This is a genomic window from Collinsella sp. AM28-11LB, from assembly GCF_003469895.1.
Classification (GTDB): Bacteria; Actinomycetota; Coriobacteriia; order Coriobacteriales; family Coriobacteriaceae; genus Collinsella.
In genome coordinates, this window is sequence record NZ_QSKJ01000001.1 from 303,290 (window position 1) to 323,997 (window position 20,708).

Consider the following 20,708-nt stretch of genomic DNA (forward strand, 5'->3'; position numbering starts at 1 on the left):
TCTGTTACAAATCGAGACAGCCCCCGGCGGCACCGTCCCCGTTCGAGGAAACGACCGCCACACTCACCTTTTTAAACAACCTAATACTGCACAGCCTGCGATAATAATTTGGTCACGCGTCGACTACGGCGAAGACGCGGCAGAAGGGACACCCATGCAACCGAGTACCACCGATACGTCTACCGCAAAGCAAGCGCTGCTCGAGGCGCTCTTGAGCGACGCGGGGCTCAAGAGCCTCACGCAAACAGCCTCTGCCGCTATGGACAACCCGGTGCTCGTCGTCGATCCCGTGTACCGCTATGCCGCCCGCGGCGGCTTTGAGCTCGACGATGACGACGACTCCCCCTTTGCAGCCATCACCCGCGCCGAGCTCTCCGAAGGTGACATGCTGCAAGACGAAGCCGTGCGCTACATCATCGAATGCGGCTTAGACGAGAAGATCGCCCGCTCGACAGGCCCGCTTACGCGTTATAACGACATGTTTTGCCTCAACACCATGACCGACGCGATCAAGGTGCACGGCACGTGCCTGGGCCGGGTGATGATGATCGAGCGCAATCACGCCTTTGGCGATAGCGATCGCGAGGTCTTTGAGTTCTTCGTCCGTCTGCTCGCACAAGAGCTGCAGAAAGGCGGCTTTCTTTCGATGGGCGGCCCGCAACAGGGGCCATATTTTCTCTCGCGCCTCCTGGACGACGAAATCCCCAACCCCATTACCTGCACACGCAAAATGCAGCTCGTCGGTTTTACGCCGCTTCCCGCCCTCTACGTTGTATGCCTGCTCAAAAAAGATTCCCAGCTCGAGGCGCGCGAGGCGGAGAGCGTCCGAGGACAATTGCAGCCGTTGCTGCACCATAGCCTTATCACCATGTACGAGGGCGAACTCGTGGCGCTGGTAAGCCGTCCGCCCTCCACGCAGCTACCCGCCAACGACGAGGCGATCCTTGCCCGCGTTGCTGCCACGAACAATTTGTTCATTGGTATCAGCAACGAGTTTTCCCAGGCAACCGATGTGCGTTCGCACCTCAATCAGGCACGCGCCGCCATTCGCTACGGCTCGACCTTTACCAAAATCCTCGAAGACACCCATGTGTATCGCTATTGCGAATACACCTACATGGAAATGCTCGATATCTGCAACGACCACATCAACCTTATGAACTACTGCCATCCGGCAATCTGGGCACTTTGGAAACACGACCAGTCGCACGATTCCGAGCTGGTCGAGACGCTCTTTGCCTTTATGCAACACGGCTGCAACACGGCGCGCACCGCCGCGATCTTGTCGCTTCACAAAAACACGCTGCTCTATCGCATTAACCGCATCAAGGAAATCACCGGTAACGACTTGGCATCGGGAGAAGACCTCTTTTTGTTCCATCTCTCGATTCGCGCCCTGATCTACCTTGGCTTTCTTGAGCCGAGGATTAAGCCCCGCACCAGCGCCGACCTGCACTGCCGCAAGTAGGCCGGGCGGGGCTCAAACAAAACTAATCGCGCTTAATCTCCAGCGTGGGGAACGTCATCTTGGCGTACTTCTCCATAAGCGGCTTTACTTCGTCCATGTGGGCGAAGAACTCGTCGCGGGTCTTGTTGATCTCGTTGAGGTGCTCGGCGCGCGCGTGGTCGTCGTTGCGGTCGCGGATCAGGCCGTTCTCGGCAATCTTGAGTTTGGGGCGACCGGTGCGCTCGTCGGTCACGATGTCGCCACCAGCACCGCAGACCGCGCACTCCCACGGAAACTCAACTCCATCCCAATGCTTGTCGCCGGGGTACACCAGGGAGCTGTGGCAGTTGGGGCACACGCCGTCATCCGGATCGCCCAGCCAGCAGCGCTCGTCAACCGGTGTGCGAATGGCCTTGACGATGTTCTCGCCCATTTTGTGGGCGCGGGCAATCTGTCCGCCCCACTCCACGTCGTCTCCCCACACAAAGGTATTGCCCGGGCGACCATCACGTTGCGCCATATAGCGATCGACGACAGTCATCGACATGGTAAACATAGTCGCCTGCAGGCTCTCGAGCGCCAGGGACTGCCAATCGTGCATGGAGCCGCCAACGGAAATAAGGCCGGCAACGGTATGCGGATTCTCCTTTACGGCACCGATGGCAAGCAAGAACGAAAGCTCGTATGCCAAGAAGCGCTGGGCAAAGCGGGTGTACACCGAGCTGGGCGTAAGGTCGTAGGTCGGAACCGAGAAGATCACGCCCTGGCAGGTTTGCAACTCGCGAATAATCGCATCTACATCGTCTTTGTTTTTAAGGACGCAGCCGTGGTATTCCTTTTGCAGGCCGGCGCCCATCTTTCCCATCTGCATGGTGCAGCCCTCGCAACCGGTGCAGGGCAAGATGTTGTAGTCGAACAAATTGATCAGCTCGACCTCGCCGCCCGCCTCGCGCACCGCGCAAAGGGCCTCTTTGGCCAAAGCCTCGCCGTTGCCACCGTGCCTGCCGGCACAAATCGCCATCACTTTAAACGACATGGTCGCTCCTCTCCAGAGCATTTTGGACACGGATTCTGCCCGTGTGTACTTCGCAAAAAGCGTACGGCAGACGCAAAACGCGTTCACCGTCCAGGCAACCAAGGCCCGCTCGGTATTTGCGGAATACCTCGTGCAGATAAACAAAGGCCCCTCCCGCATGCCTACAAGGGGCAAAACGACAGGGGGATCGCGCTATTTGCGCTTAAAGGGAATGGGTTTGGGCGGGCACTTGGGCTTCACGGCACCGGCAGTAACGATCGCGCCATTGTCGCAGATATCCAGACAAGCGCCGCACTGGGTGCAGGCCTTTTGGTCAATCACATGGATGAACCGCGGCCTTCCCAGAATCGCGTCCTCCTCGCAAACGTCCGAATCGACGCACTTGTTGCAGGCCTGGCATTTGGAAGCCAAGATATGGAAGGTCAAGAATGCCTGGCATTCCCCTGCGGCACAGACCTTCTTGGTGGTGTGCTGCATAATCTCGCCCTCGAACAGGTCGAGGAACGATTGCACCGTGCGCGCCAGCACGCGACCTTGCTCGCACAGACACTGCGCCTGCATCACGGGGCAAAGGTCGCGAAGAAGCGCCAAGTCGGTCGGCTTACCCTTCTTGCGGCAGATATCGGCAAGAATCGTCGCAATCTGATGAGAGCCCTCGTAGCCAAAGACACAGCGTCCGCAGCTCTCGTGACGGTACAGCGTGCAAATGTCCAAAAGCGCCTTTGCCATGCAGTTTTTGGAGGTATAGACGCGCACGTAGTCGCTGCATAGCTCAATCTTTGAGGTGTCGTCGGGCCTCAGCAGCAGACCGCTGGGATAGCCAATCCCCACCGCTTTGGCGTCATCGGCGCCCGCCGCGGCAACCAGGGATTCCGCACTCACGACGCGGTCGACCTCAACGGGCTCATCGGCCCCGTCAAACCACACCCAGCGCTTTCCTTCGGCAGCAAGTAACTCCGATCCGTTCAGGCATCGGTCGGCGCCATCGCCCTCGCAGCAAGATGGGAGAGGCTTTTCGCCGTCGAGCATCTTGGCCGCGGCCGAACCGTTGGCATAGACAAAGCCCCGGCTCGGGTCGCACTCAATCACGCGGCAGGACTCGCCCAACGCATCCGCGAGCGTGGCAGAGACCTCGTCGCCCGCCGGCATCAAAACCGCCTGGGCGCCAGCCTCTGCAATTTTTTCCGCAGCGGCCGCCACGTCCTTCTTAAGGAGCCAGAGCGCCACGGGCGCCTGTCGATGCACAGGCATAAAGTTGATGATCGTCATGGGTTATCGCTCCTTTCCTAGTACTCGTTCCACAGGCGCGGCGTGCTGATCGTTAGGCGCAAATCGCATTGCAAGCAGCGGCTCGCCTCGCACGTAGCCTCATGGTCGGTATAGGGGCACTCAAACGTATCGAAGTTGTCCTTACGCGTCTGGGCATCGACAAACTCGGGCTGCACGGCATCGTCGTAGAAGCCCTCGGGGGCATGCCCGATCCACTGCTCGGGAGCATCATGCTCGGTCAGCTCCTCGTCGATGTCGCCATCGCCACCCAAAGCGCGGTCGATGGCCGAGGCACACGTGCGTCCCGCAGCGATTGCCGCGATCACCGATTTGGTACCCGTCACGCAGTCGCCCGCTGACCAAACGCCTTCAACGCTCGTCTTGCCCTCGGCATCGGCCACGATGTACGGACCGTGCGTAAGCTCAAGGCCCATCTGAGCCGTGCCCTCGGGCTTTTGGCCCACGGCAAAGATCACGCAGTCGGCATCGATGGTCTTCTCGCCGCCGTCGAGCAGTTCGGTGACGGCGCGGTGGTTCTCGTCAAAGTAGAACCGCTCGATCTTGTGGATTGTCATGGAACCGACCTTGGCCGAACCGTCCTCGGTCTCGTTAATGCTGGTAAAGGCATAGGCATCGTGCAGGGCCACGCCTTCCTCGGCAGCCTCGGCACGCTCCTCGGGCGTCGAGGTCATCGCGTCTTGGGCCTCAAGGCAGGCGACATCGACCGAGGCGGCACCCAGACGCACGGCGGTGCGGGCGCAGTCGTACGCCACGTTGCCGCCGCCGAGCACCACAACGCGCTTGCCCGTCAGGTCCGGGGCATCGCCCGTGCGGGCAGCCTTCAAAAAATCGGTGTTGCGCAGCACGCCTTCGAAGTCGTGACCGGGCATGGGGAGTACCGTTCCGTCGTGGGTACCCACCGCAACCAGCACGGCATCGAAGCCCTGGTCAAGAAGGGCTTTGGGCTCGGCGATGCGCTCGCCACAGCGCAGCTCAATGCGCGGCTCGGCGTCATCACCCTGGGCAATCTCCAAAATCGTCGCGACCTCGGCGTCAACCGTGGCATCGGGCAGGCGATACGCCGGAATGCCATAGCGCATCTGGCCGCCGACCTTCTCGTTGGCCTCGAACACCACGACCTTGTGGCCCTTCTCGGCGCAATAGAGCGCGGCGGTCAAGCCGGCGGGACCGGCACCCACAACGGCGACGCGCTTACCGCTCAACGGCTCATGGCGCACGTTGGCCTTCCAGTCGCCCGTATCGCGCACGGCCGCAGCGCGCTTAAGTCGGCAGACCGAAACCGGCGTGCCGTTGAGCTCGTTGCGCTTGCAGGCGTCCTGGCAGCTATGAACGCAAATGTCGCCCAGGCTCTCGGGGAACGGGACCTTCTCGCGCACCACCGCGGCAGCGCGGGTGTACTCACCGTTGCGAATATGCCGCAGGTAGCGCGGGATATCCACATGGGCGGGACAGCCCGAGCGACAGGGGACCACGTTGTCGGCATACGACTTGTTCTCATCGAACATATTGAGCGTGTCGACGATCGAGCCCGTGGGACACACTTCGATACAGGCGCCGCAAAAACGGCATCCGGCCTCTTGCAGGCTCACGCTGCCGTCCGTACCAATGCGAATGCCGTCCTCGGTACGCTGATAGTCCAAAACGCCGGCGCCGCGCAGCTCACGGCAGGCACGTACGCAGCGACCGCACCGGATGCAGCGGGTGAACATATGGGTGATCAGCGGGTTCGATTCGTCCGTGGCGACCGGACGGCTCTTGGTGCGCCAGCGCGCCGGCGAAACTCCCAGGTACTGATACATAGACTGCAGCTCGCACTTGCCGTACTTGGGGCAGCCGGTGCAATCGGCGGGATGCGTGGCCAGGATCAGTTCCATCGCCAGCTTGCGCACGCGCTCGGCCTGCTCACCCGTCGTGTTTACGACCATTCCCTCGGCAACCGACGTCTTGCAGGCACACACCGGCTCGTCTTGGCCTTCGATTTCGACCATGCACAGACGACACCCGCCAACGGCCTCAAGATCGGGATGTTTGCACAGATGCGGAATGTAGATGCCAGCATCGAGCGCGGCCTCCAGGACATTCTGCCCCTCGCGCGCCTCGACCTCGGCTCCATTAATCGTTAGCTTCATTCGTTCCCCTCAAAACGTCGCTTTTGTCCAGAAAGGCGCCCGGGACCAAAGTGATCCCGAGCGCCTCGCGTGTAGGGCAAATCCCCGCCTGCACCCAACGCGTGGGTGTCTGCAGACGCGAATAGCTACGGTGTTACGACCACTCCTCGTCGCCAGCGTCCTCAAAGAGGGCTGCGGCGGCGTTTTCACCGGCGATGCGACCCGAGTTAAGGCAGAAGCCCATGGTGTTACCAGGAATGCAGTAGTTATAGGAGTCGCCATAGATGGTGCAGGCATCGGTGCCAACGCAGTACAGACCAGGGATGACCTCGTAGTCGTCGGTCATGACCTCCATCTTGTGGTTGATGAGCACGCCGCCCAGGGTGCCGTAGGCGCCACAGTACTGCTTGCAGCAATAGAAGGGGCCCTTCTCGAGCGGCTTCATAAACTCGCGCTCTTTCTCAAAGATGTCGTCCCAGCCGTTGTCGCACATCTCGTTGTACTCGTCGACGTTGGCGAGCAGGCCCTCCACGTCGATACCCGCCTTCTCGGCAAGCTCCTCCAGCGTATCGGCCTGGCAGATCGCCGGATAGCCAGCCTCCAGGTCGCGGTTCCACTGCTCCTCAAAGCCGTCGTACAGGTCGTGCGGATGAACGTGGCTGACGATATCCGGACCATCCTTCTTCCAGTGCTTGAGCATACGGGAATCAAAGATGGCATAGGCGACCTTGCCGGGAAGATGGTTGATGGCGTTGCCGACAAAGGTGGTGTTGAAAATCTCGTCCTCCGGCATAAAGCGCTCGCCCAGGCGGTTGCACCAGTAGCACGGCTGACGGAATGCGCCCTCGACATAGAAGTGGTTCATGTTGTCGGGGATCTGATACATGAGCTCCATGGTCACCGGGGTGTGGCCGCCGCCGACCTCGTGGCACATGTTGATGCCGTCGCCGTCCATGCCCGGAATGGCAAACGAGAACAGGTCGGTACCCCACTCAAAGTCGAGCTTTTCCTTGATGAGCTTGGCGTTGTGGCCAAAACCGCCCGTGGCGACAATCGCGGACTTGCACGAGATCTGGTACTCCTCGCCGTCCTTGTCCTTGGCGGTCACGCCGCAAATGGCGCCATCCTCATCCTTGATAAGGCCGGTGCCCGGGCACTCAAACATAAACTCGACACCCAGGTCCTGAGCGCGCTCGGTCATGCGTTTGGTCATCGTGGTGGCCGCGCGAGGACCGGGCTCGGAGCCGTCCTCGGGCTGCACGACATGCCAGGTGTACTCGCCGTCGGAATAGGCGCGCGTGCGCTCGCGAGCGCGGAATGCCGGACGCACAGAGTTAAACTCCACGCCCATGTCCTGCAGCCATGCAATGGTGTCGCCCGACTTAAAGTAGTAGTCGCGCACCAGGCGAGCATCGACCTGGTAATGGGTGTAGAACATATGGCGACGGAAGAGCTCGCCAGGCGTGACCTCGATCATCGAGGCCTTCTGAAGCGGAGAGCCAGCTGCGGCAGGCCCCATGCCCATGTTGGCGGCGCCACCGGTAATGGGGGCCTTCTCCAGGGCAATGACGCGAGCGCCCGCCTCGGCTGCAGCGACCGCTGCGGCAAGACCACTCAGACCCGCGGCGACGACAACGACGTCGGTCTCTAACTGTTTCATGCGAATCCTCCTTTATAGGGCTCTTGGACGAGCCCGGGCTTCATGCGAATTGCATGCGTATCGACAGCCATACTTTCGCTCGAAAACAGCCTCAAAACCATGTGCAGGCGCACCGATGTTTGCCCATAGCATCCACGGGCTTTGTGCAGATGAACCATGCGCTTGGGCAACGTTTTCGAGCGCATGGTCTTGGCGCCATACGCACAAAGGGGGCGGTGTGCCTTATGGCACCCGCCCCCTGATAATCGAGTTTTCTTATTTATGGTTCTGCTGTGCCTCGAGCACATCGAGCGGCGTTAGCGCCTGAATAGCGCGCTCTTTTCCAAAGATTGTCGAGCACACGAGCGTTCCCGACATGACCAGGCAAACCGCAAGTGCGATTCCAAAGGCCCAAAACGCAAAGAGGTGGCCAAAGTTGATCGGCTGCTGCAGCATAAACGTGAAGAACGACGTGGCAAGACCCATAAAGACGCAGGGAACATTGGAACAGATCGAGACAAACCAAACCGAGCTGCCGAAAGATCTAAATCTGTAACAGTTACTCGGCAAAATCCGTCCCTCGTGTTACAGATTGAGATAAACCGAAACCGACGCGCTGACCTGTCTCGATCTGTAACATCTAGCCACCCAAATCGGGCCCACCTGTTACAGATCGAGATTGTGTTTGAGAGGCTGAGAGCAGAAGCCCGAGCGGAAAAGCGGGCAGGCCGACGGCAGTTCCCCAGCAAGGCCCCCAGTTCCACAGTAGAGTCCCCTAGTTCACGCCATGTCGGTGCACACCGACATTAGTTACCCGCGGGGAAGTGACAAAGGGGCAGCCCCTTGGGTCATCGATGCCACCGCGGCCAAGGTGCGACATTACTGCGACAAAAGTGCGAAATAGACCGACCACTCTATTTGACCGACGAGCACTTCGACCGGGTGTTCCGCCTGCTCGAAGGCGAGGTCGAGAAGCCCCAGCGGATCTTCTTCGCCGGACAGATGTTCGACGCCTTCAGCCTGCTGACAGATCTCGTGGGCCGCGCCGAGCGCGAAATCTCCCTCGTAGATGGCTACGTAGATGTCCACACCCTGAACATCCTCGCAAAGAAGCGCAAGGGCGTCGCGGCGACCGTCTACACGTCCGGCAACCGGCTCACGCAAGGCGACGTCGACGTGTTCAACGCACAGTACCCGCAGCTCACCGTCCGCCGCACCAAAACGTTCCACGACCGCTTCCTTATCCTCGACAGTGCGACCGCGTATCACATCGGCGCATCCCTCAAGGACGCGGGAAAGAAGTGCTTCGGCATAGACCTCATCCAAGACGAGGAGCTGACGAAGATGCTCATCGAGAAACTAAAGCTCCACGATGAGCATCAAACGGCTTGAGCGTTATCCGACCTCTTGCCACAAGCCCTGAAGTTTGAGCATGATCGCTGAAAGCCTCGTTAGTCAACATGTCAAAGCAGGCCCTGGTCCGCAAGCCTTCGATAATGCTTGCCGAGGAGCGTCAACCGGCAGGACTTGCTCTCCATCGCCGCGTTCCACATATGGTCGGCGCCAACTGGAACCAGAAGACCATGCCGGTTGTATTTCTGGAGCAGAGAGAACACCCGGTTGTTCCTGGGCTCTGCTGGAGGCATGGCGTCTGTTCTTCCCTCGTCCCTTGGCTCATACGACGGATCCAGCCTGTATTCATAGTCCTCTGTTGGAAAGAGCTTTTTCAGCTTCCGCAAATCATCGAGTGAGATTGCGGGATCGACTTCGCGCAGCGACACGAAGCTGTCCGTGTTCGTTTTGAAAACGGGTCTTTGGTCCCACATGCCAAGCGATTGATCGATGTGCGCATAGACGCTGCCCGGCGTGATGCTGCCCGTCAGGTTCGCCGCAGCACCCTCTAGGGCGTTTATGAGGAGACTTGTAAAAACGCCATGCCCCTTACGCTCAAGCGAGGGCTGATCGCTTCGCGAGGCGGTGAGTATGGTGACGCCCTCCGAGATTGCGGCATGGTTCTCCATGCCCGGGACCGACCCTGCCGCCCCCGAATAGCAGCTGTCAAGGATAACGATTCTGTGGCGCGCGCTCGAGCCGTTCGCCAGATCAACGAGTTCCCTCAGAGAGAGTCCCTCGTCTCCCCGAGTGGAATCAGACCCATTAATAAACCCGCCGGTTGACTCGATATACCCGTGTCCAGAAAAGTAGAAGAGCGCTATTTCGGCTTTTGACTGAAACAGCCTGCGCGCCTCATCTTTGATTGCAGCGCGATTCACGGCATGGTCTGGGCCGGTTGCATACAGCTCCTTGCAGTCAAAGTTTCTGCTCCGAGAGGAATTCCCGTTGCGCTTGAGGAGGCGCGCGACCTCCTTGGCATCGTTCACGCAACCCGAAAGATTTGGTATGCGCTTGTCAGAATAGTAGTTAACTCCAACTACTAGGGCCATCCTGTCCATCGCCCAGCTCCTACAGGCTGTCGATGAAATCTTCGATATGGCTCCAGGTCCATGAAACCGTGCGTACACCGGGAAGATCAGTTCGGTCATCGCTATACGCCCAGATTCCCAGCACCTTCTTCCCCTCCTCGCGCGCGCAGCCGATTTCCCACTTTTCCCCACTTGAGCTCAACGAGTTCTTGCTTACGAGCGCAATCACGCCGTCGGAGCGCTTAATGCGAGTGCGGACCTTCTCCTTCCAGGCGGTTGCGTACGGCTCCTTGACCGACATATCGATGTACTCGAAGGGCGACTTCGTGTTGAGCGACTGACCCTTCAGAAAATCGCGTTGACGTTCGTCCTCGATTGCAAACGCAACGAATACCGTCTTCTTTTCCATAAAACTCACCTTTCGCATATAAAAACAGCTCCTTATCAGTATAAACCTGACCGGTTGCGATTCTCCACCGGAGCGACCCACCGCATTACTGCGCCCACCTGCACGTCGCAAGGATCCCACCTCCAGCGGGCTCCGATAAAAGTGGAGAGTGGAAAATACTACGACACCCCATGTCGCAGTAAATGTCGTAGCAACGTCGTAGTAAACCAGCCACGCCGTCCTAAGTCCCAACTTCGTGGCAGCCCATGCCCGAGATACGGCGGCGGCCTTCGGGTGACGTCTTGATTCGAGACACCGTTGCCGCAGGCTTAGTCAAGCCCGTCGACCCCAACACGGCGCCGCGCCACATGCGCTACGTCCCATACTGGGCCTAAGAGGCAGCCCAACTTTCCGTAACTTTCCAAAAGAGGGGAATTGCCCCTCTTTTTTTGATGGGCAGGGCTTCGAGCTGCGGATACGCATCTCTTCAAGTCGCCTCTAACTTTCCTTAACTTCCCATCCGTCCCATTCCCACGTGTTGCGCCTCAGCCGCGCGGCGTCAAGGGTGCTCACGGAACCCCGCACAGATCTGCGCTCCGCTCCGATTGATGGGGGTTGCCGCGAACAACCCCTGACCCCCTTCGCCTTGGCGCGGCGCTTCAGGGAGCAAAGCGCAAGGCGCCGCAGGGCAAGCGCCTTCCGCTTTGCCCGCAGGCGAGATTCTACGGGCCGGGAGGCCGGAAGGGAGCGGGACATGAAGGCGAGCGAGGTCATCGTGGAGCTGGAGGGGCGCAGGGACCGCAGCGCATGGGACAGGGGCTTCACCTCCTACGCCGTCGGGATGCTCGAGGGACTGGAGCCGGGCGCCGAGCTCGCGCCTGGGGGCGTCCGGGAGCCCTGCTGGACGGGGCGGCGGACTGGCCCGCCTACAGCCGGGGCGTCTGCACGCTCGTCTACGACGCGGACATAGCCCGCGCCCTCTACGCGCCGTAGGAGCTCAGACGCACGCGCGGCGGGTGTGTTCCGTCAAGTAAAAATCGACAAATACGTCTGTCGAATTTCGACACCCTCATGCCGACCGCCTCCGGGCGGGCCGGCGCCGTCGCGGCCGGCCCGCCCGCTGCCTAGAACGGTATCTCCCAGTCCTCCGGGGGCACCTCCTCCATCCCGCCCCGCTCGCCCGTCATCAGCGGGTGGTCCGGCGTCAGCCCGCAGCCCGGGCACTGGAAGAGCCCGCAGAGCGCCTGCGCGTCCCAGGCGCCGGCGTCGCGGTCCTTCATCCTGTTCACCGGGCAGTCCTCCGCGGCGTACCTCATTCGGCCTCACCCTTCCCGAGCATCAGCGCGTTCTCCATCCTGTAGCTGGCGCCGTTGAACTCCACCAGCCTGCCCGTGTAGACGAGCCTGTCCACGACGGCCGCGGCCATCTTGTCGTCGCCGAACACCGTGCCCCACCTGCTGAACTCTATGTTGGTGGTGACTATGAGGCTCTGGGTGCCCTCGGGGGCCGACATGACCTGGAACAGCAGCCTCGCCCCCTCGACGTCGAGCGGCACGTAGCCGAGCTCGTCGAGTACCAGCAGGTCCGCCGACAGCAGGTCGTCGAGCTCCCTGCGCAGCCTGCCGCGGTCGCGCGCGTCGGCCAGGTGCATCACGAGCCGCGCGACGGTGAAGAACCTCACGGACTTGCCGGCCCTGACGGCGGCGGCGCCGACCGCGATGGCGAGGTGGGTCTTGCCCCTGCCCGTCTTCCCGTGGAAGACGAAGTCCTGGCACGCGTCGATGAAGGCGAGCGACCTGAGGTCGGCCTCCCCGTAGCCGTCGGGGAACGAGACCTGGGAGAAGTCGTAGCCGTCGAGCGACTTGGCCGCGGGGAACCTCGCCCTGCGCATCCTCCTCTCCAGCTGGTTGGCGGCCCTGACCTCCATCTGCCTGGCCAGCAGGCCCTCGACCGCCCTCATCTCGGGGAGCGTCGCCTCCTCGCAGAACTCGTCGACGACGCTGTTCGAGAACAGCGTCGAGCGCGCCTTGCCCCTCAGCGAGGACTCGAGCAGGCGCCTGTCGGGGCATGCGGCCCTGGCCATCTACGCCACCCCCATGAAGCCGTCGTAGACGCCGAGGTCCACGGGCTCGTCGTAGGTGACGGTCCCCGTGGCGGCGCGCGCCGCGCTGACGGCGACCGACGCCTCGTCGATGCGGCCGGTCGCCTCGTAGGCGAGGCGCACCGCCTGCAGCGTGGCCTCCCATCCGGAGGTGGCCGCCTGGTCGCGCATCACCCTCAGCTCGGCCTTCAGGCCCGCCCTGTCCAGTGAGTCCATATGCTCCCTGAGCTCGTCGGGGAGCGCCTCCCTCACCCTGCTGTTCTCCCAGCCGCCGGCGTTCCACGCCAGCAGGGCGAGCTGCGAGGCGGGGTCGGACGTGTCGGTCGGGGCGCTGCCGTAGGCCCTGGGGTGCTCGCAGACGAGCTCGCCGCTGTCGGGGTCGTAGACGCTCACGGTCGTCGCCCGCAGGCCGACCGTGAGCCTGCGGCGCGAGAGCGACGGATGCGTGGAGTAGAGGTGGCGGCCCCTCTCGCCGACCGAGACCTTGCCCTTCTTGTCGGCGGTGCGAGAGACGTAGGTGACGCGGTCGAGGGGCTTGGCCGGCAGCCCGAGCATCGCCAGCCTGTCGGCCTCGAAGAGATCGAGCTCGCGCTCGCCCTTTATCCAGTGGGGCTTGTCGGACATGGCGAGGCTGCGCTCGAGCAGCCTGCGGTTGAAGGCGCCGGCGTCCCACAGCTGGGGGACGGGGACGAAGAGGTTGCGGCGCACGCAGCCCACCTTGTTCTCGACGCTGCCCTTCTCGTTGCCCGAGCGGGGGTTGCAGAACCTGAAGCGGAAGCCGTAGTGGGCGCTGCAGGCGGCGAACAGCTCGGTCGTCCGGACCCCGCCGCCGACGCGGCGGCCGACGCCGGTCGCGTTGTCGAAGACGATCTTGGTCGGCACGCCGCCGACGTGCTCGAAGACGTTGCGCAGGGCCTGGCAGACGCACTCCGACGTCTCGCCCGGGAAGACCTGGGCCAGCCCGACGTTGGAGTACGGGAACGTCATCACGAAGAAGCTCAGCGTGGTCCGCATCCCCCTCACGTAGAAGTCGGCCTCGCCGAAGTCGGCCTGCGCCTCGCCGGGGCCCCAGACGAGGTCGAGGTACTGGGCGTCGGCCGCCTCCGCCGAGCGGCGGGCCCTAATCTCCCTGACGCACCGCTCCACGGTGCTGACGGAGACGTCGGCGCCGCACTCGGAGACGAGCCTGTCGTGGACGCGCTTTGCGGTATGGCGCTGCTTGCGCCCGCTGCGCATGTCGTCGTCGAGCCAGGACTCGATCAGGGGCCTGTACGGGTCGAGCTTTGAGCCCTGCGCCCGCCTCGCGGGCGGCTCGGGGCTGAAGTCGTCCATGTCGCGGTACTTGTAGACGGTGTCCCGGCTCACGCCGGTCTTGCGCGCGATCTCGGCGACGCTGTCCCCCTGCCGCCACAGCAGGCGTATAGAATTCTTATCGGTCATGCTGATCATTTCCTCTCCGGGCCTCCTTTGGTAGATACGAAGCACCACCAAGATAGCCCTGCGATCTGGTCAGCATGCCCCTTGCGGGAAGTGTCGACTTTATGCTGCCGTTTTTGTCGATTTAGATGTTACGGAATACAGGCGGGGAGCTCCGGCCGAACCGGCGCGAGGAGTGGCTCGACGTCCAGCGTGGCGGTGAACACGCTGGACTCGAAGACCTCACCCTCCGAGTCGACGAGCCTCATGCCCTCCTTCCAGTCAAACTGCAGCTGCCTGCCCGGGGGCGTCTCGAACCGCGGGTGCGGCTCGCGGCCGCCCCCGCCCCCGCCCCCGAAGGGCACGTCGCGCGCTCGGCACCACGCCGTGAAGGCACCGTACCCGGGCAGCTGGGCCTTCGCGCGGATCTCCTCCTCGAGCGGATCGAAGGCGCTGCCCCTCGCGGACCTCCCGTCGACGGCGGCCTCACCCTCCCTCCAGTACTTGGCGACCGTGTGCCGGTCCATGCCGTGCCTCCTCGCGATCTCGCTGAAGTTCGGCTTGGCGCCGGACTCCCTGTAGACGTTGAGCTCTCCCATTACGTTTCGCTCCATATCCCGCTCCTCCCGGGTCGGATACCCGATCGGAGCATAGTTCCGTTTGCGCAGTTGGTGAAAGTACGTTAGCGGGGTTGGCGAAAGCGCGTTGGCGCATTCGGCGAGATACGTTTGCGAAAGTGGTTGGTTTTAGATTAGCGCTAACAGCGTCCCGTCCGCGCGCAGCGGGGCGTTGGCCGGGCGCTCCGCGAGCTCGCCCCGGTAGCTGCGGTACCTCGCCCTCCTGCGCATCTGCGCCGCCTTGCGGGCGACCAGGCCTGTCCTCGCGCATGATCCGGCGCACGACCTTCTCGGACGCGACGACGGGGGTTTCGGCGTCCCCAGGCGCGAGCTCGCGCCATGAGACGGGCTCGCCGGGTCCCCTCCTGAGGTCGGCCGTCACGGACTCGGGCCCGTAGGCCCCGCCGCTCGCCTCGAACGATGCGCGCACGCGCTCCCTGAGCGCGGCCTTGGGGTCGGGCCTCGAGATTCTGGGCGCCTGTTCAAGATAGGTGCTCTTCGGGATCGACAGGGTCCTGATCACGTCCGCGAGCCTCACCGCCGGCGAGAGCCGCCTCGCCGCCTCTCCCGCCCTGCGCTTCTCCTCGTTCGTCAAAGAGCCAGGGCCTGGTGCTTTTAGGACGTCCAACGCCGCCAGCGCCTCGGCGAGCCTGACCTCGGCCTCGCGTGCGCGCTCGGCGGGGTCGTCGGGAAGCCCCTCCAGGCCCCAGTCCCGCCAGTCGGTCTGCATGGGCGGCTCGCCGCCGGCCCCTCCGCGCCCCGTCCCCTTCATCCTGCCCGCGCCCCCTCCAGCTCGATGCTTCCGCGGGGAGGCGAGCTCGGCGCCCGAGCGCCTCGCGGCGAATGCGGGGCTGCCCTCGCCGTGCGAGCAGTGCATGCGCTCTGCCCGGTCGGGCATCTCGCGGGCGGTCAGCTCGCCCGCCTCCTCCATCTTGAGCCAAGCATACAGGTTGTCCTTGTTCGGGAAAAGCGGCAGCTGCCTGCAGGCGGCCGGGGCGGACAGACCGCTCCGGTGGAACTCCCAGAGAATCCCCTCGCGCTCCTCTTTCGTGTACATCGGACTCCCTCCTGGACCCACGTTGGGTCCGAGATTTTGTCCGAGGTCCCTTATGACACGCTTATCGGCATCTATTGGCCGAACCTGCTATCCGGCCTTTGTGACCTTTCCTATAAATACAACGACGATAGAGTTTATTTCGGCTTAGCTCCGAATTGCGCTTACGCAATCGCTACGAACATATTAAGAAGGCATCCCGAGCATGCCGAAACGTATGATTTCGTTATGCCCCACTTCGCCGAAATAGCGAGAAGGAAGCGCAAGGAGTACAACTGCCCTCCGATGTTTACTTGATAACTAGCCAATTACCGTTCTTCATATTATGTCGTTTGACGTTGACGAAGATGCGAGGGTTCTCAAGGCAATAACTTCATTCGACAATCTCTTTGAATCCTATGCGTTATCCTATTGGCTCAAGCTCGTTGATGGCATTACTGACTCAATCACTCGTGTTAGGAGTATAAAATGTCCAACGCTGGCATCGTAGCTGAATTATTCGAACGCGGAGAGTCGTTCATGGGCTGGCAGGTGTGGGATCGGGATGATGCCTTCTTGGACCAGATCCGTGATGCCGGGCTAGCATCCGAAGACGGCGAGCTATGGCGCGCTGTTTGGGATAATGACTTCAAGCGGATGCAAGTCTTATTAGACGAAGGCGCGAATCCAAATGCAATTGCAACAATAAACTGTCATGGCGCGAAGAAATACTTCGAAGACAACAACATCGCTGATTTGCCAAATAGAAAGGAAATTGACTTTCGGACTGTGTCATATGACGCAAGCGTAAGCGTTCTCATGTATGCAGCCGCCCGTTGTACGCCGGAAGTAGCGTCTATCCTGGTTTCTTCTGGCGCCGACGTGAACTTCGTCGGAGTCGGTCGCCAGACTCCACTTCATTTCATGCTCGACATAAGAAGAGCTTTTGGAGATGAAGAAAAGGCGTCTTGCACCCGAATAGCTGAGACGCTAATTAACGCTGGCGCAAGCATCAATAGGGTCGACGACCATGGTGACACTGCACTTATTGCTGCCGCAGAGAGTGTGCAGGAAGACATCGTGAAACTTCTGGTTGAAAAGGGCGCCGACGTCAACTGGCGTGGAATGGGCAACGTCACGGCACTTATGAACGCTGCTAATTGGCAGTGTCCGAACATGATTAGGTTTCTGGTTGATCATGGCGCCGACACCGAGATAAAGAGGAAGCGGGACGGATACACGGCTTTCCTGGTTGCGGCGTTTAGGCCCCTTAAGAGTTGCGTTAATGCTCTAATTGAAAAAGGAGCTAATATATTTGCAACAGACAATCAGGGATGGTCCGCTCTCGACATATTAGAGTATCGTGACGAATGCGTAACTGCTAGCAATAATGGAAGCAGCATTGACTGGCTTTTCTGGGTTAATGATAAAAACGATGTTGTTGACCTGCTTGCAGAGAAAGGTGTTAGATACAAGTTTTATACGTACAAGAACGCTAACCTTGAAGAAAAGTTCGCTCCAAAACTGGAATATGAGCCTGTTTCGCGCAAGCCCCAACAACAGAAACCTCCTGCGTCGACTAATTCATCAACTCAGAATTCAGGTAGCGGAGGTTGTTATGTCGCCACCGCCGTTTACGGCTCCTATGATTGCCCGCAAGTTTGGACGCTAAGAAGGTTTCGAGACTATCAATTATCAAGCACACTTCGCGGCCGCACCTTTATTCGCGCTTATTATGCGATCAGTCCATTTCTCGTAAAGCACTTCGGTGGCACGGCCTGGTTTAAACGCATCTGTCAGAAAAAACTCGACGCTCTCGTTGCAAGATGCCACACTATGGGCTTTTCTGACTTGCCTTATGAAGATCGTTTCTGGTAGAAAACCGCATTGGCGCATACTACTAGACAGGAGGCCTTCATCATGGTGTCTACAGATTTTGCCACGTATGCAAACAGGTTGATGTGCAGCGTTGCAATTGCGAAACGCCTTCTGAGCGATGGTGCAGATTTCTTCAGAAACAATGTTGGCGATCGAAATATGACTGCTCAATATGAGGAATTCGAGCGGGATTATGACTTTGCCGCCTTGGCAATGTGGAAATACGGATCTGTTCGTGAAATACCTCTTGAACTACCCCAAGAGCTTACCGAGACGACAACGGTCGAATTGGACTCGCTTGACTATGATGAATTCTGCAAATTGATGCGCATGGTTCCGATCCCCGCCTGTTTTACCTCACTTGACACTGTCAGAACCAGCCATAAGTATTGCAGCAACGTATATCAAAACGCCATGAGGTTTGCGTCGTATTGCTCTGGAGGAGCAATACGACATCATTAATGCTCTCTTCAGGAACGATGGAATACTCCCCACCGTGGCATACAGCATGCTGGAGGCCGAAGTTAGCACCTATTATTTCGAAGATTCCAGAAACGTGGTATTGCGAAACGCTTATCAAGGCGGATATCAGCCTCCTTCAACTCCGCTCTCTCAAATCGACCACAAGAACCCTTGGAATAAGTACGGGCCACGCCTTTTTGATTTTGCAAGATTGTGTGATGGGTCTCTACGTCCCGGAGAGCTAATAACAGTTGGCGATTTTACTGGCTATGTAGTTGTTCCGACTACGCAAGAATGCGATGAGTTGATTGGCGACATGGTTTTCGACTGGATTGTCAAGCTCAGGCGCGACAACAACGTGTCGCTTTAATTCTAGCAATTCGTCTTTTGAGGGAAAGCAACGCACTACTCACATCATCCCTTTCCATCTCACGCCAGCACTTGCACCTCATGTGAATGGGGTTTCCGGGCCGTACGCAAGTGGCGATATTAAGGAGACCATGCTCAAAATGGCAGAAGGAAAAGTCGTGTACATAACCGAGGTGCCAAAAGCCGATGAGATCAGGCTGTTAGAGAATGAGCCCGACATCATGAACGTTCAGCAAGTTGCCCAATTGCCTGGAGTTGCGCCGGCCACCATCAGGCGCGAGATTCAACGGGGAAGCCTTGAGTGCATTCATGTGGGCAAAAGCGTCAGGATAACGAAAATCGCCCTATTGAGGTACGTCGAAGAGCAGAACTAGTAAAGCATAATTCAGTAAACTCGTCGAATGTTTTACTGGCTTGCACGATTGTCGACATCTATTCTCTGCCATACCTCCCGAGTGAAGCGGTACTGGGCGACGTGCCCGAAAGTCGACCTGTCACGATGCCGATAGCCTTTCTTGGTCGTGAGAGTGATCGGCTCGATGACGCCCTTGCTGCGAAGCTCTGTCATGACCCTTGCTATCTGGTTCTTCGTCAGGCCGAAGCGCTCGGAAATCTCTGCAGAGCCCACGCGGCAGAGCCGGCCGTCGTAGTAGACGGTCCCGCAAAGGGCGATCATCACCGCCCATCCGTTGCGGCCAACTTCTCTTTCCACCAGCACGCGTGCGAGGCCGTCCTGAATGGTCGCGTAGGTGAAGTTCGGATAGCGGGCGAATGTATCACTTCCGCGCCTTAGCGGTTTGCTTTCCTGCGACATGATGCGAGCTGCCTGCTCATTTGTTGGGCCAGGTATTGCCTGCAGATTGCCGTGCTCGTGCGCCAACCGCCGTTGACCCTGAATCCGAAGAGCTTGCCGGTGGTGACCATGCGGTACACGGTCGGGCAGGAGACACAGAGGATCTCGGCTGCCTCGTTCAGTGTGATCACCTTGTCACGCCCGTCGACCATAGCGGCAGATTCGACCTCTTCGTTGTGGTTGTCATCAATCATCGTATTCAAATCCTTTCCTCGCATTCATGATGCTCAGAAGCTATCGGTGTTTCGATGGCGTTGGAAGGGTTTCACCGTAATGCGTTGTCCCGAGCTCGGAAATCGGTTTTATAGCTTCGAAATGCGGTTTTCATTAGATGTTGAAACGTCACGTCCCGGTTTGTGGAAAACAGTACATTTTCGTACTGCTTCACAGGGCGCGCTGAGTTGTCTTTTTATTAAAAGCAGATCTATTTACTAGTTGGTTTCGCTGTGACGAAAGCTATATGCCCGAGTAGGTGACGCTGTGCCGTAATCTCTCTTCAAAAGGTTGCTGCAGGGCGTCACCAACGCTCATTTTCGGACGGGTAATCCTGAGTCCGCAATAATCCAGAGTCCGCAAAAAAGTACGGTGGTAAAATGGTGGTCGAACGGTGGTTTAAATCAGAACCACCCTTAAAAAGGGTGGTTTGCTCTTAGGGTATAACCCGCGGGCCCCGGGCTCGCGTCTAAAGGCGCGGGCCCGGACTTCGTCCAGGCCTAGTGCATCTTGACCCGTGGCGCGCCGGTCAAACAGGCAGGATCACCTCCTCTTGAAGGGGTCCTCGTACTCCTTCACGCTCAGCTTGTCCAGCGCGATGTCGTGGGACTCCTGCTCCCTGATGTACTTGGCGATCGTCGCCTCGTTCAGGCCGACGGTGGACACGTAGTAGCCCTCCGCCCAGAACTTCCTATTGCCGACCTGTACTTGAGGTTGGCGTGCCTGTCGAATATCATCGGCGAGCTCTTCCCCTTCAGGTAGCCCATCACGCTGGACACGCTGTACTTCGGCGGTATCGCCAGCAGCATGTGGACGTGGTCGGGCATCAGGTGCCCCTCGATGATCTCTATCCCCTTGTACTGGCAGAGCTTCCTGAAGATCTCCCCAAGGTCGGACCTAATTTGGTTGTAGATGACTTTGCGCCTATACTTCGGCGTGAACACGACGTGGTACTTGCACATCCACTTCGTGTGCGACAGGCTGTAGGCCTTCTGGGCCATACGCCACCACCGCCCTCTCGACTCGGATTCCCTGCGGCCTGAACAATCGCAAGTGTCCGGCGAGGGGGCGGCTTTGTAAAGCCGGTGTCCCCACCCGCATAGCGGGTGGTTTCTGATGCGGCGCGCCGCGCGCCCCGCACAGGCTAAAGCCTGTAACAAAAAAGCTCGCCGGCTAAGCCGACGAGCTGCAAATTCTTGGTCGCGGGGGCAGGATTTGAACCTACGACCTCCGGGTTATGAGCCCGGCGAGCTACCAGACTGCTCCACCCCGCAATGTCTGGGCGCCTCATGTGCGCAAGAAAGAATATTACGCGGGAGTTCGGTAAACGGCAAGAAAAATCTCGTAGAGCATAGTTCCTTCATATTTAAACCCCTCAGCCCCTATCACCGTAAACGAATCGCAGCCGAGCGCCGTCGACGGCACGTATACAATG

The 20,708-nt window shown here is 59.7% G+C and carries 18 protein-coding genes, 1 tRNA gene and 2 pseudogenes; 6 read left to right on the top strand and 15 right to left on the bottom strand.

From position 1 onward, the window contains the following. Positions 1-154 precede the first annotated feature (154 nt). Entirely contained in the window at positions 155-1,468 is a 1,314-nt protein-coding gene (locus DW732_RS01285; RefSeq protein WP_118098257.1) for a CdaR family transcriptional regulator, read from the top strand. Positions 1,469-1,490: 22 nt separating this feature from the next. Here DW732_RS01285 and DW732_RS01290 read toward each other — a convergent pair whose 3' ends face one another. From DW732_RS01290 to DW732_RS01310, 5 genes are all read right to left on the bottom strand, one after another. Continuing rightward, positions 1,491-2,483 carry a flavodoxin family protein gene (locus tag DW732_RS01290; protein ID WP_117763287.1) on the bottom strand — a complete coding sequence of 331 codons (993 nt, stop codon included), beginning with the start codon at positions 2,481-2,483 and terminating at the stop codon, positions 1,491-1,493. Between the two features lie 192 nt (positions 2,484-2,675). Continuing rightward, on the bottom strand, positions 2,676-3,752 hold the full coding sequence (locus DW732_RS01295) for an NADH-ubiquinone oxidoreductase-F iron-sulfur binding region domain-containing protein (RefSeq protein ID WP_118098258.1): 1,077 nt from the start codon (positions 3,750-3,752) through the stop codon (positions 2,676-2,678). Between the two features lie 17 nt (positions 3,753-3,769). Next, entirely contained in the window at positions 3,770-5,902 is a 2,133-nt protein-coding gene (locus tag DW732_RS01300; protein ID WP_118098260.1) for an FAD-dependent oxidoreductase, read from the bottom strand. Between the two features lie 133 nt (positions 5,903-6,035). Next, positions 6,036-7,541, bottom strand: a complete 1,506-nt coding sequence (locus DW732_RS01305) for an FAD-dependent oxidoreductase (RefSeq protein ID WP_117763285.1) — start codon at positions 7,539-7,541, stop codon at positions 6,036-6,038. A gap of 255 nt (positions 7,542-7,796) precedes the next feature. Continuing rightward, complete coding sequence (locus DW732_RS01310; protein ID WP_118098262.1) at positions 7,797-8,006, bottom strand: hypothetical protein; 210 nt, start codon at positions 8,004-8,006, stop codon at positions 7,797-7,799. 432 nt (positions 8,007-8,438) lie between these two features. Between DW732_RS01310 and DW732_RS01315 the strand changes: the two genes are divergently transcribed. Then, positions 8,439-8,912, top strand: coding sequence for a hypothetical protein (locus tag DW732_RS01315; protein WP_233539318.1), 474 nt, complete (start codon positions 8,439-8,441; stop codon positions 8,910-8,912). Between the two features lie 71 nt (positions 8,913-8,983). On the opposite strand, the gene DW732_RS01320 is transcribed toward DW732_RS01315, so the two are convergent. The 6 genes and pseudogenes from DW732_RS01320 to DW732_RS01350 form a co-directional block, all read right to left on the bottom strand. Then, positions 8,984-9,973: a caspase family protein gene (locus DW732_RS01320; RefSeq protein ID WP_118098264.1), complete on the bottom strand. Its 990-nt coding sequence runs from the start codon at positions 9,971-9,973 to the stop codon at positions 8,984-8,986. Between the two features lie 10 nt (positions 9,974-9,983). After that, positions 9,984-10,352, bottom strand: a complete 369-nt coding sequence (locus tag DW732_RS01325; protein ID WP_040359710.1) for a TIR domain-containing protein — start codon at positions 10,350-10,352, stop codon at positions 9,984-9,986. Between the two features lie 1,103 nt (positions 10,353-11,455). Further along, on the bottom strand, positions 11,456-11,647 hold the full coding sequence (locus tag DW732_RS01335) for a hypothetical protein (RefSeq protein ID WP_055287498.1): 192 nt from the start codon (positions 11,645-11,647) through the stop codon (positions 11,456-11,458). Next, positions 11,644-12,414: an IS21-like element helper ATPase IstB gene (istB, locus tag DW732_RS01340; RefSeq protein WP_118098268.1), complete on the bottom strand. Its 771-nt coding sequence runs from the start codon at positions 12,412-12,414 to the stop codon at positions 11,644-11,646. Before istB ends, DW732_RS01335 begins: the two co-directional genes overlap by 4 nt. Next, positions 12,415-13,872: pseudogene (istA, locus tag DW732_RS01345) on the bottom strand (IS21 family transposase). It lies immediately after the preceding gene. A 128-nt stretch (positions 13,873-14,000) separates the two neighbouring features. Continuing rightward, a complete protein-coding gene (locus tag DW732_RS01350; RefSeq protein WP_233539319.1) occupies positions 14,001-14,462 on the bottom strand; it encodes a hypothetical protein in 462 nt (153 codons plus the stop codon). A 1,525-nt stretch (positions 14,463-15,987) separates the two neighbouring features. On the opposite strand from DW732_RS01350, the gene DW732_RS01360 reads away from it, so the two are divergent. From DW732_RS01360 to DW732_RS01370, 4 genes are all read left to right on the top strand, one after another. Further along, positions 15,988-17,376, top strand: coding sequence for an ankyrin repeat domain-containing protein (locus tag DW732_RS01360; protein ID WP_118098273.1), 1,389 nt, complete (start codon positions 15,988-15,990; stop codon positions 17,374-17,376). Between the two features lie 42 nt (positions 17,377-17,418). Beyond that, a complete protein-coding gene (locus DW732_RS01365) occupies positions 17,419-17,838 on the top strand; it encodes a hypothetical protein (RefSeq protein ID WP_118098274.1) in 420 nt (139 codons plus the stop codon). A 34-nt stretch (positions 17,839-17,872) separates the two neighbouring features. Further along, positions 17,873-18,208, top strand: coding sequence for a hypothetical protein (locus DW732_RS09745; RefSeq protein ID WP_147356343.1), 336 nt, complete (start codon positions 17,873-17,875; stop codon positions 18,206-18,208). A gap of 130 nt (positions 18,209-18,338) precedes the next feature. Then, positions 18,339-18,581, top strand: coding sequence for a helix-turn-helix domain-containing protein (locus DW732_RS01370; protein WP_118098276.1), 243 nt, complete (start codon positions 18,339-18,341; stop codon positions 18,579-18,581). Positions 18,582-18,613: 32 nt separating this feature from the next. Here the strand turns inward: DW732_RS01370 and DW732_RS01375 are convergent, their stop codons facing one another. The 4 genes and pseudogenes from DW732_RS01375 to DW732_RS01390 all read right to left on the bottom strand — a co-directional run bounded on the left by DW732_RS01375 (position 18,614) and on the right by DW732_RS01390 (position 20,547). Beyond that, entirely contained in the window at positions 18,614-19,021 is a 408-nt protein-coding gene (locus DW732_RS01375; protein ID WP_118098278.1) for a hypothetical protein, read from the bottom strand. Next, complete coding sequence (locus DW732_RS01380) at positions 18,997-19,254, bottom strand: helix-turn-helix domain-containing protein (protein ID WP_118098280.1); 258 nt, start codon at positions 19,252-19,254, stop codon at positions 18,997-18,999. The genes DW732_RS01375 and DW732_RS01380 overlap by 25 nt, the downstream gene beginning before the upstream one ends. A 562-nt stretch (positions 19,255-19,816) precedes the next feature. Continuing rightward, positions 19,817-20,274, bottom strand: a pseudogene (gene tnpA / locus DW732_RS01385) (IS200/IS605 family transposase). A 196-nt stretch (positions 20,275-20,470) separates the two neighbouring features. After that, a tRNA-Met gene (locus tag DW732_RS01390) sits at positions 20,471-20,547 on the bottom strand. Positions 20,548-20,708 lie beyond the last annotated feature (161 nt).

Bases quoted from the DNA above. Each gene is read 5' to 3' on its own strand.
- DW732_RS01285 (WP_118098257.1), top strand. From the start codon at position 155: ATGCAACCGAGTACCACCGATACGTCTACCGCAAAGCAAGCGCTGCTC.
- DW732_RS01290 (WP_117763287.1), bottom strand. From the start codon at position 2,483: ATGTCGTTTAAAGTGATGGCGATTTGTGCCGGCAGGCACGGTGGCAAC.
- DW732_RS01295 (WP_118098258.1), bottom strand. From the start codon at position 3,752: ATGACGATCATCAACTTTATGCCTGTGCATCGACAGGCGCCCGTGGCG.
- DW732_RS01300 (WP_118098260.1), bottom strand. From the start codon at position 5,902: ATGAAGCTAACGATTAATGGAGCCGAGGTCGAGGCGCGCGAGGGGCAG.
- DW732_RS01305 (WP_117763285.1), bottom strand. From the start codon at position 7,541: ATGAAACAGTTAGAGACCGACGTCGTTGTCGTCGCCGCGGGTCTGAGT.
- DW732_RS01310 (WP_118098262.1), bottom strand. From the start codon at position 8,006: ATGGGTCTTGCCACGTCGTTCTTCACGTTTATGCTGCAGCAGCCGATC.
- DW732_RS01320 (WP_118098264.1), bottom strand. From the start codon at position 9,973: ATGGACAGGATGGCCCTAGTAGTTGGAGTTAACTACTATTCTGACAAG.
- DW732_RS01325 (WP_040359710.1), bottom strand. From the start codon at position 10,352: ATGGAAAAGAAGACGGTATTCGTTGCGTTTGCAATCGAGGACGAACGT.
- DW732_RS01335 (WP_055287498.1), bottom strand. From the start codon at position 11,647: ATGAGGTACGCCGCGGAGGACTGCCCGGTGAACAGGATGAAGGACCGC.
- istB (WP_118098268.1), bottom strand. From the start codon at position 12,414: ATGGCCAGGGCCGCATGCCCCGACAGGCGCCTGCTCGAGTCCTCGCTG.
- DW732_RS01350 (WP_233539319.1), bottom strand. From the start codon at position 14,462: ATGGAGCGAAACGTAATGGGAGAGCTCAACGTCTACAGGGAGTCCGGC.
- DW732_RS01360 (WP_118098273.1), top strand. From the start codon at position 15,988: ATGTCCAACGCTGGCATCGTAGCTGAATTATTCGAACGCGGAGAGTCG.
- DW732_RS01365 (WP_118098274.1), top strand. From the start codon at position 17,419: ATGGTGTCTACAGATTTTGCCACGTATGCAAACAGGTTGATGTGCAGC.
- DW732_RS01370 (WP_118098276.1), top strand. From the start codon at position 18,339: ATGCTCAAAATGGCAGAAGGAAAAGTCGTGTACATAACCGAGGTGCCA.
- DW732_RS01375 (WP_118098278.1), bottom strand. From the start codon at position 19,021: ATGTCGCAGGAAAGCAAACCGCTAAGGCGCGGAAGTGATACATTCGCC.
- DW732_RS01380 (WP_118098280.1), bottom strand. From the start codon at position 19,254: ATGATTGATGACAACCACAACGAAGAGGTCGAATCTGCCGCTATGGTC.